At 41.0% G+C, this 12705-nt stretch carries 12 protein-coding genes; 8 read left to right on the forward strand and 4 right to left on the reverse strand.

Translation table 11 applies throughout. The features are described from left to right. Positions 1-71: 71 nt before the first annotated feature. Entirely contained in the window at positions 72-1307 is a 1236-nt protein-coding gene (locus V6259_RS04020; RefSeq protein ID WP_341583410.1) for a glycosyltransferase, read from the forward strand. 55 nt (positions 1308-1362) lie between these two features. Here the strand turns inward: V6259_RS04020 and V6259_RS04025 are convergent, their stop codons facing one another. Together V6259_RS04025 and V6259_RS04030 are read right to left on the reverse strand one after the other, a co-directional pair. Next, a complete protein-coding gene (locus V6259_RS04025; protein ID WP_133010978.1) occupies positions 1363-1569 on the reverse strand; it encodes a DUF1289 domain-containing protein in 207 nt (68 codons plus the stop codon). Positions 1570-1698: 129 nt separating this feature from the next. Then, complete coding sequence (locus tag V6259_RS04030) at positions 1699-2415, reverse strand: YebC/PmpR family DNA-binding transcriptional regulator (protein WP_133010977.1); 717 nt, start codon at positions 2413-2415, stop codon at positions 1699-1701. Between the two features lie 454 nt (positions 2416-2869). On the opposite strand from V6259_RS04030, the gene V6259_RS04035 reads away from it, so the two are divergent. From V6259_RS04035 to V6259_RS04045, 3 genes are read left to right on the forward strand one after another with little or no spacing between them, the layout of a single operon-like run. Continuing rightward, positions 2870-4276: an ATP-binding protein gene (locus V6259_RS04035; protein ID WP_341583411.1), complete on the forward strand. Its 1407-nt coding sequence runs from the start codon at positions 2870-2872 to the stop codon at positions 4274-4276. A gap of 18 nt (positions 4277-4294) precedes the next feature. Further along, positions 4295-4972 carry a response regulator gene (locus V6259_RS04040; protein WP_133010975.1) on the forward strand — a complete coding sequence of 226 codons (678 nt, stop codon included), beginning with the start codon at positions 4295-4297 and terminating at the stop codon, positions 4970-4972. Positions 4973-5000: 28 nt separating this feature from the next. Next, positions 5001-5957: an AEC family transporter gene (locus tag V6259_RS04045; RefSeq protein WP_341583412.1), complete on the forward strand. Its 957-nt coding sequence runs from the start codon at positions 5001-5003 to the stop codon at positions 5955-5957. A 114-nt stretch (positions 5958-6071) separates the two neighbouring features. Here V6259_RS04045 and V6259_RS04050 read toward each other — a convergent pair whose 3' ends face one another. Continuing rightward, positions 6072-6704, reverse strand: a complete 633-nt coding sequence (locus V6259_RS04050; protein WP_133010973.1) for an OmpA family protein — start codon at positions 6702-6704, stop codon at positions 6072-6074. 206 nt (positions 6705-6910) lie between these two features. Here V6259_RS04050 and V6259_RS04055 point away from each other — a divergent pair, with 206 nt between their 5' ends. From V6259_RS04055 to V6259_RS04070, 4 genes are all read left to right on the forward strand, one after another. Continuing rightward, positions 6911-7801 (forward strand): AraC family transcriptional regulator, encoded by an 891-nt coding sequence (locus V6259_RS04055; RefSeq protein WP_341583413.1) that lies wholly within the window; start codon positions 6911-6913, stop codon positions 7799-7801. 22 nt (positions 7802-7823) lie between these two features. Beyond that, positions 7824-8360, forward strand: coding sequence for a flavodoxin (locus V6259_RS04060; RefSeq protein ID WP_133010971.1), 537 nt, complete (start codon positions 7824-7826; stop codon positions 8358-8360). Between the two features lie 238 nt (positions 8361-8598). Continuing rightward, positions 8599-8913 (forward strand): DUF3301 domain-containing protein, encoded by a 315-nt coding sequence (locus V6259_RS04065; RefSeq protein WP_133010970.1) that lies wholly within the window; start codon positions 8599-8601, stop codon positions 8911-8913. A gap of 226 nt (positions 8914-9139) precedes the next feature. Continuing rightward, positions 9140-11026, forward strand: a complete 1887-nt coding sequence (locus tag V6259_RS04070) for a methyl-accepting chemotaxis protein (protein ID WP_341583415.1) — start codon at positions 9140-9142, stop codon at positions 11024-11026. 87 nt (positions 11027-11113) lie between these two features. Here the strand turns inward: V6259_RS04070 and gltX are convergent, their stop codons facing one another. After that, positions 11114-12595: a glutamate--tRNA ligase gene (gltX, locus tag V6259_RS04075; protein WP_341583416.1), complete on the reverse strand. Its 1482-nt coding sequence runs from the start codon at positions 12593-12595 to the stop codon at positions 11114-11116. Positions 12596-12705: the final 110 nt, after the last annotated feature.

A 12705-nucleotide genomic window follows, 5' to 3' on the forward strand; every position in this document is an offset into this window, starting at 1 on the left:
CATCCTATATGTCCTAGCTCACTTTCAATAACCGGACATTCATTCCCTATTCCCCTACAAAGAGACCACTAATGCATCTACTCGTCATTGGTTATGTATGGCCAGAACCAAATTCTTCCGCGGCTGGCAGCCGGATGATGCAATTACTGAATACTTTTCGTAGCGCCGATTGGCAAATTACATTTGCTAGTCCTGCTCAACAAACCGAACACATGAGCAATCTTGATGAGCTTGGCATCACTAGCGACCACATCGCACTTAACGATGCCTCTTTTGACCAGTATATTGCTACGCTGGCCCCCGATGCCGTAATCTATGATCGCTTTATGATGGAAGAACAATTTGGCTGGCGGGTGGAAAAGTTTTGCCCGACGGCGCTGCGTATTTTAAATACCGAAGACCTTCACTCACTACGCGAAGCTCGTCATCAAGCGCTAAAGCAGAAAAGAGAATTCCAATTAGAAGATTTATACAGCGACTTAGGCATTCGAGAAATTGCCGCTATTCATCGCTGCGACCTAACCTTGATGATTTCTGAGTTTGAGAAAGATCTTCTCGTTAATGAATTCCATGTTCCAGAATCACATGTTTTTCACCTTCCCTTCATGTTGGAAAAATCCACTGAGTACGGCGTCATACCGACATTTGAAGAGCGCCAACACTTCATTACCATTGGTAATTTTAGACACGCTCCGAACTGGGATGCCGTGCTATATCTAAAACAAACCGTATGGCCAAAGATACGCAAAAAACTTCCCAAATCTGAACTGCATATATATGGCGCTTACCCACCACCCAAAGCAACCCAACTGCATAATGAAAAAGAAGGCTTTCTGATCAAGGGCTGGGCAAAAGACGCACAAGAAGTCATGAAGAGCGCCAGAATTTGCTTGGCACCTATTCGTTTTGGTGCTGGCATCAAGGGTAAATTGGTCGAAGCCATGCAAATGGGCACCCCTAGCATCACCACATCAGTCGGCGCCGAAGCCATGTATGGTCACTTGCCTTGGAACGGCGTAATAACTGACGATATAGAAGAGTTTGTCGACGCTGCTGTTTCACTGTATCAGGACCAAAGCAGCTGGCAATTAATGCAACAAAATGGTTTTTGCATTCTGAACACTCTTTACGACAAAGCCGTTTGGGAACCACGACTTTTGACTCGGATTGATCTGCAGTTAACACTGAAAGACAGCTTAAGAAGAAATCACTTCCTGGGAAAAATGCTTAGACACCACAGCCTAAAAAGCACCCAGTACATGTCTCAATGGATAGCGTTAAAAAACCAAAATGAGGAAAATAAGTAACAACAAAATCGACGAGACTAACACTAGAAGCTTATTAACAAGCCAGCAGAAAGAATCAATCAACAAGCGGGCTGGCTTGTTCACGTTCACGTACTTTAATTAGCACATCGCGCTGCTGATGACTCGACATACGACCCCAAGCACTAATTTCTTTACCAGTACGGTAGCAGCCAATACAAACATCATCTTTGTCGAGAGAACACAAATTAACACAGGGAGACGTTATCTTAGAAGGGTTTGCTTTAGAGTATTTCTTTGACACTCAGAACCTCTTATTTAGTTAGCACTATGCTACTTTGCCGAGCAATCAATACACATTGAATATTGAACATAAAACAATGGGATTTGATGCCGTTTGATAGCATCAAATCCCATTGAATCAATCTAACACCTAATATTCAGCATTATGATAAACACGCTGAACATCTTCAAGATCATTAAGAAGATCTAGGAAACGATCAAATTGATCAACATCGTCACCTTCAATGGCCGTCATATTTTGTGCAACGAACTGAATTTCATCAACATCAAACTCAACTTCACCAAAGGCTTCTGTTAACGCCGCTTTGGCTTTGCCATATTCTGTATTTGGCGTAAAAACGGTTACCTTTCCATCTTCCAACTCAATATCTGTAACATCGACATCAGCCATCATCAATGCTTCTAAAACAGCTTCTTCATCGGTGCCATCAAAAACAAAAATAGCACTGTGGTCAAACATGTGACTCACACTACCCTGACCGCCGATTTTACACTTAACCTTGTTAAAGCAAGTACGTACATCACCAAACGTTCGATTCGGATTATCCGATAGACAATCGACAATAACCATGGTGTTACCAGGACCAAACCCTTCATAACGAGCCGTGTCGAAATCTTCGCCTCCGCCACCTTTCGCCTTATCAATCGCTTTATCAATAACATGGGTTGGCACCTGATCTTTTTTCGCTTTGTCGATTAGCGAACGAAGTGCCAAGTTACCGTTTGGATCAACACCACCGGATTTTGCGCAAACATAAATCTCACGGCCGTATTTACTATAAACCTTGGCTTTTTGATCAGACGTTTTTGCCATGGACTCTTTGCGGTTTTGAAAGGCTCTGCCCATTACATTTTCCTATTCTATGCGTTCTTAAAAGCAAGATTCTAACGTGAAGGAGAAAAAGAAGGAACTGCTAGAATGCGAGATTCCTCCTTTTAAATGCATTTCGAGCGACTGATTGAGTTTACAACCTGTCACAAAAATACCAAGAGAATCAATTTAATAGCCAATACGAAAGATATATAAACATTTTTCTAGATCAATACAGCAAGCTAAAACGTCGCTAAAATACATAAAAGATTCTTCATTGAGCACGAAAACAACAAAAATCCAGAAAAACAAGCAAATCCTCATTGTTTACACCACGACTAAGTAGCGAACATTATTATTAAAACTGTATGATAAACATTCTATTCGGAGCCATTACTTTTAGCCTATAGATAGGTTATTTTTATTTAACTCGTTACGACTTTCTAAGCATAAGAAAGTCCACACATAACAGGATTTTATTGACTCCATTATGAAGATTACTAAGAAATTCAAAATTCGCCATAAACTGTTTGCCGTCTTCGTATTGAGCAATATCTTAGTGATTGTTTCTATGTGGCAGGTTTTTCAATGGAGCTTTGACCGTGGCTTTGTATCTTATGCCACAGAAAGAGACCGTGATTTTCTTGAACAAATGGCGAACAGAACCGCCAACTTATACGTTTATTACGATGACTGGTATTTCTTGGTACAAGAAAGCCAAATGGAAAAAGCATGGCATAAACAAAAACTAGAAAATCTTAGAGATCTTGTGCCACCACCAAGCACTCCAAATTTGGATCTTATCTATCCTTCTCAATATTATCGCCAACGATTTTTGTTATTTAACAAAAATCAGAAAAACCTTATTGGTGATACCTCGTTTGATAAAGCCGAGACGCACGCCGTTATCGTCAATAAAAAAATTGTGGGCTACATTGGGCTACGCTCCATTCGCGCGCTAGTGCAAGACCAAACCCTACGATTTGTTCGACAACAAGGGGAAGCCTTCTTATTGATATCTGCTTTTATGTTGGCCATTGCTGCATTGCTCACATGGCCGCTTGCCCAGTGGCTAAGCCGACCGTTATGCACAGTGCGTGAAGCAACGCGCAAACTGTCAAAAGGCCACTTTGATACTCGTATTAAAATTCACGGCTCTGATGAATTAGCGGATTTAGGTACAGATTTTAATCACCTCGCCATCACACTAGAGAATACAAGAGATTCCAGAAAAAGATGGGTTGCCGATACCGCTCATGAATTACGTACTCCTGTGGCGATATTAAGAGGCGAGATTGAAGCAATGCAAGATGGGATTATCAAAGTCTCACCAGATAGCCTTGCCTCGCTGCAACAAGAAACGATTCATCTTGCTCGACTTATAGATGACTTAAATCAATTATCCATGCATGATGTGGGTAATCTTAATTACAAAATGGAAGACGCGGATCTAAATGAGATTATCGAACAAACCGTTCAATCAATGTCTCTTCGTTATAATGAAGCGGGCATCGAACTAGAACTTGATATTATTAAGAAGACCCCGATAATCATTACTGGTGACACTGATCGTTTACACCAACTTTTTGCAAACTTAATGAATAATTCGTTAAAGTACACAAATGCTCCTGGAAAACTAAAAATAGTATTAACAAGAGAAGACGAGAAAGCTGTTGTGCTATTTGAAGACACGCCTCCAGGAGTGAACGAAGAAGAGAAAAACCGAATTTTCGAACAATTCTATCGAATAGAAAATTCACGTAACAGAGCAACAGGCGGTAGAGGTTTAGGCCTTGCCATCTGTACTAATATCGTAGATGGCCATCAAGGCAGTATTAATGCCTATCACTCGCCACAGGGTGGTTTAGGAATAAAAATAGAATTCCCTTTAAATTAATATGGAACATAGAGAATTATGAGCAAAATACTAATTGTTGAAGACGAACCGAAATTAGCTGAATTAGTGGGTGCTTACCTAGACCAAGCTGGTTATGAAAATCACCATATCGACCGTGGTGATCAAGCGGTTGATTACGTAAAGAACAATCAGGTGGACTTGATTCTTCTAGACCTTATGCTACCTGGCTTAGATGGCATCGAAATCTGTAAGCAAGTTCGTCAGTTTAGTGGTGTTCCAATTATCATGGTGACGGCGAAAGCTGAAGAAATTGACCGTTTAATCGGCCTAGAAATGGGAGCAGATGATTACGTTTGTAAACCTTTCAGCCCTCGTGAAATTGTGGCCCGCGTTAAAGCCAATCTTCGCCGTGTTGAACTTGACCAAACCGAATCACCAAGAACAGATGGCTTTGATCTGGACGTTGACCGTCTTCGTGCCACTTATAAAGGTGAGTTAATTGATCTAACAACTGTCGAATTTCAATTGCTTCAGTTGCTAATCAAAGAACCTGGTCGCGTTTTTGGCCGCGACCTTATTATGAAAAGCATCTATGCTGATAGCCGCGTAGTAAGTGACCGTACTATTGACAGTCACATTAAGAAACTACGTAAAAAAATCTCTGCGGTTGCACCTGAATTAAATGTAATTCATTCTGTATACGGCGCCGGCTACCGCTTTGAAAACAATGACTAATCAATAAAGGCTAGTCATTTTAAAAGGAATGGCGTTGAACAATTTTTTAGATGTACTCGGTTTTTCTTTCTCTATCACCATGCCAATTTTTTTGATTTTGGTGCTAGGGATTCTGTTATATCGAATACAGCTAATCAATGATAACTTCATTGATATATCCTCTAAATTAGTTTTCAACGTCACTCTCCCCTCCTTACTATTTATCAATATATCAAAAGCAAAACTCAGCCGAGAGACAGACTTTTCCCTTGTCATTTACGCCATGCTGGCGGTCGCTGTAACCTATGTCATTTTAGAATTACTCACCACCAAATTAGTTCACAGCAAATCTGATCGTGGGGTAGTTATCCAAGGTGCCTTTCGTTCAAATATGGGTATTATTGGTCTCGCCTATTGTGTTAATGCTTATGGAGAAGACGTTTTCTCTGTCGCTTCAATTTATTTAGGTGGCGTTACCATTCTTTTTAATATTCTCTCTGTAATTTGCTTAAATAAGTCTATGGGCGCGAATAATACTATTGCCCAGACACTTAAGGGAATCGCGAAAAACCCACTAATTATTGCGATAAGTGCTGCTCTAGTCTTCTCTGCTAGTGGCCTTACACTGCCTTCTACACTCCATAAAGCAGGCGCTTACTTTGCACAAATGACATTGCCTCTGGCTCTGTTATGCGCTGGTGCCTCACTAAGCTTTAAAGCGCTACAAAAAGACATGTCCGTCGCTTTACTCGCTTCTGCAGGTAAACTTATTTTTATACCAATAATGATTACCTTTGGTGGTTACCTTCTTGGCTACAGGGAAATGGAGCTTGGCGTGCTGTTTCTTATGTCCTCTGCACCATCTGCCTCAGCAGGCTATGTTATGGTAAGAGCAATGGGGGGAAATGCTACTTTAGCTGCGAATATTATCGTTATAACAACCATTGCCTCGTTAGTAACGACCAGTATTGGTGTTGCCGTACTACGCAATTTCAATCTGATGTAAATTATTGGTTTATACTTATAAAAAAACGCCATAAAATCATTTATGACGTTTCAAATCTGCACTTACCCATTTTTCTTAATGGAAAATCAGCAACAAACACTCAAAACAATGACTTTACTGTACTAAAGGCTGAATTTTTAACTCAACACGTCGGTTCTCTCGACGATTCGCCGCACTAGTATTAGGCACTTTCGGTTGGTATTCCCCTAAACCAATCGCCGTAATACGCTGAGAATTCACACCATCTGTTATTAGTAAATTTTTCACCGATTTCGCTCTTCGCTCTGACAGTAGTTGGTTATATTGCTCAGAACCCGAACTGTCAGTATGCCCTTCGATTAACAAGGTCGTTTTAGGATAGTGATTTAACACCTTTGCCACATCGTTTAGCACTGGATCAATACTTTGGTTTACTGCCGCACTGCTTGTCGAAAAAGTAATATCACTAGGCATAACTAAACGAAGATTATCGCCTTCACGCACAACCTGAACACCAGTACCAGCAAGCTCATTCTTAAACTCTTGCTCTTGATTGTCCATATAACGTCCAATCGCACCACCAGCTAAAGCACCAACCGCAGCACCCCATACATAACGACTTTTGTCATTATCACCTGTCGCCTTACCCAAAATAGCCCCGACAACAGCACCAATACCCGCCCCTTTTTGCGTATTATTTGGCGTAGTCGTACAACCACTTAATGCTATCGATATAGCAATACCTGTTATTACTAATGACTTATTCATAATTTCCTCAGACTGTATTTATTAATCAATGCGCCCAGTGTAACAAGTACCTAATTGCCAAGACTAGCCAGCAATACATAACAACACGCTAGCTTATTGCCCATTCACACAGAACAAGATAATAATTTAAATTATTAATGATAATCACTTGCATTTGAAGGCATATAATATTTTAATGATAACCATTATCAACAGAGGCCAAGCCTATGCGAAATATTTACTTACACGAAGCCTATGACGAACATGGAGACGTCAATATGGACCTTACTGATATTATAAGTGGGCACAAACGACACACAAGCCTGCTCCCTAACTTGCAACTAATAGACCAGCAGCTTTGTAGTCATTCAGACATATTATGCATCGAACAAGCTCGTCGAGGGCTGTATTTCTCACTCCTAGGTAGTAGCCAAATTCTAACAGTAAATGACATTGAGGCCATTCAGATTAGTTATCAGGAGCAAGATGTAATCGGCGACTTCATCATGGCCAAAGATGACGCTAAATCTTTATTTCAAATACATATAACAGCAGAACAAGTTGCTACGTTATTTAACGAAACAGAAGAGCAAGTCGTGCAATATTTTTTAGATGTATTTGAGTCTATTAACAAGGGGCAAAAATCACTTACCTTGCCAATTACTGAAAAAAATAGAGCCGTTTGTCATTCAATGCTGACCAATCAGGAGCAAACTTTGAGCCTTATTGGGCACATTTATTCCTGTATCTTCACATTCGTCGAACAAATCAAAACCTTGAATCACCTAGTAAAGTGTGAAGACTGTCAAAGCAAAATATTTCAGGCTCAAAACTGGTTAGAAGTTCCTAATCAGCCCCCTATAAAAATTGGACAACTCGCTCATCACGTGGGTTTGAATAAAGATGCGCTAACACTTGGATTCCAACATCTGGTGGGTCAATCTATCGGTCATTATTACATGAGAAGCCGAATCAATTATGCCGCGGCTATGTTGCGTAAAAATCCAAAATCAAAACCCTCCGTGATTGCCGGAAGCGGTTTCACCGAATCTCAATTTGAAGCGGCTTTTATCCAGCATTTTGGTATTAGCAGCCATCAATATGGGCAAATTCATTAAGTAATAGGATTAACAAAGAACCATGAATCAACCCGCAATAGGCCTTATTTATGGCACAGATACCAATAACACTGAAGAAGTCGGTGCGAAAATAGTTAAACAGTGGAAAGAGCTTGGCATTGATGTCGAAATGCTCAATGTAAAGGACATTGCTATCAGCCAACTAGAAAGCTACGAAATGCTGATTTTAGGCATACCAACTTGGGATTTTGGCGGCATTCAAGAAGACTGGGAAGAATTAGGTGACGCCCTAAGTGAGCTAAACCTAGCCAATAAAATCATCGCTATTTATGGTCTTGGCGACCAATTTGGTTATGGTGATTACTTTGTTGATGCTATGGGCTGGCTTTACGAAAAACTGGTCCCTACACACGCCACTTTTATTGGTGAATGGCCGACTGAAGGCTACGATTTTGAAGCGTCTAGAGCCTGCATAAAAGACAAGAAACATTTTGTCGGTTTGGCTATAGACGACGATCAACAGTTTGAACTTACTGATCAGCGCATCGAACAGTGGGTTATCCAACTTTACGCAGAAAGAGCAGTTGAAGCCGCGTAAATATCGCCTGACTGGCACATTAGAAAGAGGTTCACGACTCAAAATTTGGACGACTGCACATTCGCTGCCCCGAATGACCAAATTACACCTTATCTAATGGATATTTATGTTGCTTGCTCATAAAAGCGTGAAGCACGTGACCACCCTTCCTTTCTCTCCTGCTTGGGGGTGGTCACGCATTTCTTTTTTTCTCTACTATTCGCTATGATGTATTTTCATTTTATTTAAAGCGACCGCTATGAATCTACAACTTTCCGACATCGTTTTTATCTTACTCATTTTTGCGCTTTTTTATGGCTGGTGGTGCAACAGTAACGTGCGAGAAAAAGCGGTCGCTACCGCAAGGGATCACTGTAAAAAGCTGAACCTACAGCTTCTCGATGAAAGTGTCGCAGGTGATGGCTGGAGGCCTTCTTGGGCAAATCACCAACCCTGTATAAAACGAACCTATCTATTTGAATTTTCCTCTACTGGCCGTGTTCGCTACCAAGGCTATGTTGTGTTTATAGGCAATAGAATGCTGAGCATCTGGCTGAGCCCTCATGACATCTAATGAAATACACAATATCTCATTTTTTATGTACTTTTTTATCACTTAAAAATTATATTTAGCGTATCTAAATAATTTCTTTTGATTTAATTGCAAAACAAGATCCACAAGAAATAGAATAGTCATGAAACTGTCAACTAAGCACGAATGGTTTCAACTTTACTCGGATATGCGCTGTTTTCAGACATCGTCGACTCATAAAGCATAATAAAAAAGATAGGGATCTATCATGTTGTTAAACCTAAGTTTTCGCACCAAACTTATGGCTTTATTATCTGCCGCTATTATTGGTTTTGTCATTGTTACTGCCGTCGCCCTTCAAGGGCTTAATACTCAAACATCCGCTTCTGAAAAGTTCGAAGTGCTAACACGAGTAGATAAAAATCTAGATTCGCTTGTCATCGCGTCAATGGAACAATACGACACGCTTTCGAATATTAATGATAAATCCTATAAAAGCTTTTTAAACTCTTTGAACACTGAATTTTCGAATTCAATAGGTACTCTAGATACAAACATAAAGGCCGTGTCTTCACCCGAGGCAAAAGAGCGCTTAAAGAATGTAAAAATGACGCTAACCACGTATAACACCACCTTAACAAAACTGGTTCATCAACGACAAATGATAGGGTTTAATGGTTCATCTGGCTTAAAAGGTCAAATATCTGAACTAAGCACTAAAGTCCTCGACAAAATTTCATTCTTAAGCCTAGTCAAACAACAATTCCTCCCCGTTCGTGAAGCAGAAAAAAACTTTATTTTTGAACCGACCAAAGCGAATAAAGATGCCTTCATGGAAAAGTACGAAAAATTTCATCAACGCATCGTAGACTTTGGGCTTGAGGAGCGTTTTAGCGACATTATTGGGCAATATTTCTCTGCGATGCAAAGCTATGAAAAATCCAACGATGCTCTTGTCACACTACAAAACGCATTTGAAAAAAACAAACAAATCTTCTATGAATCCCGCTTAGCGGCAGCAGGCTTCATGCAAAGTGCGGTTCAAAATGCTCGTCAACAAGCATCAGAAAGCTCAGAGCAAGCCAGTATCGGTTTAATCATTGTGAGCATCATTGTTGCGATCTTATCTGCTCTGATGATGATGGGGATTGGACGAAGTGTAAATAAAACCCTTAATCAAATTATCCGAGACTTAGGCAAAGTAAAAAGCGGCGATCTAACTGCACGATTATTTGTAAACAGCAAGCGCAATGATGAGTTTGACTTGCTGTGCAGCTCTGTAAATGAAATGACGAACGGGCTAGGTTCTGTGATTGGCGATGTTGTTCATACGACCAAAGATGTCTCTGGCATGGTCGCTGAACTAAATACTGCGGTAAAGAACATTGCGGATAGTAACCGATCTGTTAGTGAACAAACTAACTCTCTGGCTGCGGCAACTGAAGAAATATCGACGACTATTTCGAGCATCTCTATCACTACTGACGAATTAAGTAGCCAATCTCAAGATACTTATGAGTCAGCAAAAGTAGGGGCAGAAACAATCAAAGGTGCCCTGTCTAGCTTGGCAAGCACCATCGCGGTTGTAAACCAAACTGGCGTGCAACTTAATGAACTAGGTCAGCTATCGAAAGACATTGATAATGTAATAGGAATGATCAACGATCTAGCAAACCAAACCAACCTTCTCGCTTTGAACGCTGCTATTGAGGCCGCTCGAGCAGGTGAAGCTGGACGTGGGTTCTCTGTTGTCGCTGATGAAGTCAGATCATTGGCTGAAAAAACAGTCGATGCAACATCTAAAATAACCAACATCGTAAGCACCATTCAAACATCTACCCAGACAGCAATTAAAACCATGCAAAGTGGGCAAGAAAGCCTTCACTCAATTGAAAGCTTCAGCGAGAAAGCCGAAATAGCTATTCGTGAAATTGAACAAAATGCTCAAACGAGCTCAGCTTCTTCTATCCAGATGGCGCATTCAATTCAAGAGGTCTCTAAAACAGCAGTTCACATGAGTGAAGAGATGGATCGAATTGCACAACAGCTACAACGCGATAATAACGACATCAATAGTATTGAAGGAAATACTCGCCATATTCACGATCAAGTGGCTAGCCTTGACAGTAAAACAAGTGTGTTCACGACCAAGTAGTCAAAAAATACTATCCACTAAAAAGCCGGCTTAGCATTTTGCTAAACCGGCTTTTTTTATTGCTCGTTAACCAATCTATAAAATGAATTACAAATCAGCGAATTCTTTTTCCCAACGCTTCGCTTCTTTTTTAGACGGCCCGCCCAACACATTCACCGCGGTACGCATGCGTGCACGAGAAAGATCAGGTCCTAGGATCGCCATTGAATCAAATACAGAGACAGAAGCACTGGAGCCAGAAATAGCCACAAACAAAGGCGCAAAGAAGTCTTTTGGTTTCACTTCCATCGCCTGAGCAAGAGACTTCAAGGTATTAAAGATTTCATCTTTTTCCCAAGTGCGTAATGCTTCCAGTTTCCACAAGGCAAACTGCATCGCTTTGCGCAATGTTTCTTCTTCCATTTTCACCGATGCGAAATCTTCTTTAGTAATCGGCAACATACCTTTCAAGAAGAAACCTGCCACGTTAGCAACGTCAGAGAAGGTTTCTACGCGCGGCATGATCAACGGAATAATTTGCATCAAATACTCTGGGTTTAACGCCCATTCAACGTATTTCTGTGCGAAGGTTTCAGGATTAAGATTCTCACGAATCCACATACCGTTTAACCAGCTCAATTTTTCTACGTCAAAAACAGGACCACCTAGAGAAACACGCTGAATATCGAACTGCTCAACCATTTCGTCTAAGGAGAATTTTTCACGCTCGTCCGGCATTGACCAGCCCATGCGACCAAGGTAGTTGATCACAGATTCAGCCATGTAACCCATACGTTGGTAATACAAGATACTGGTAGGGTTTTTACGTTTTGATAATTTTGACTTATCAGGGTTACGCAACAATGGCATATGGCACAATGTTGGCATGTCCCAACCAAAATATTGGTACAACAAGATGTGCTTAGGCGCAGAGTTAATCCACTCTTCACCACGAATAACATGGGTGATCTTCATCAGATGATCATCCACCACGTTAGCAAGGTGATAGGTTGGCATGCCATCGGCTTTCAGCAAGACTTGCATGTCGACTTGAGACCAATCGATTTCGATGGTGCCGCGCAGCATATCTTGAACAACACAGGTACCTTCTTCAGGAATCTTCATACGAATAACGTACGGGACACCGGCGTCTAGTTTGGCTTGCACTTCTTCAGCGCTCAATGCCAATGCTCGGCCATCGTATTTCTGCTGCAAACCTTGTTCTTTTTGCTCAATACGCATTTGATCGAGTTCTTCTGATGTTTCAAAGGCATAAAAGGCATGGCCTTTTTCCACCAATTCCACTGCGTATTGTCCGTAAATGTCACCACGTTCACTTTGACGATAAGGGCCGTATTCGCCACCAACGTCTGGACCTTCTGCCCAATCCAATCCTAACCAACGAAGCGCATCGAGAATCATTTTTTCTGATTCTGGTGTACTGCGCGTTTGGTCGGTATCTTCTATGCGTAAAATAAATTTACCGCCCATTTTTCGAGCAAACGCCATATTGAACAAAGCAATATAAGCCGTACCAACATGGGGATCACCTGTTGGAGACGGTGCAATACGAGTTCTTACCTCTGACATATCAATCTCATTTATCCAGTTCGTGAAATACCGCTATTATAATCTTCTTAGTAGCATGGGGTAAGAGCGGTTTCACATCTTTTCCAACCTCATATTTGCCGTTAAGCAAA

The sequence above is a fragment of the Marinomonas sp. TI.3.20 genome, assembly GCF_038155025.1.
Classification (GTDB): Bacteria; Pseudomonadota; Gammaproteobacteria; order Pseudomonadales; family Marinomonadaceae; genus Marinomonas; species Marinomonas flavescens.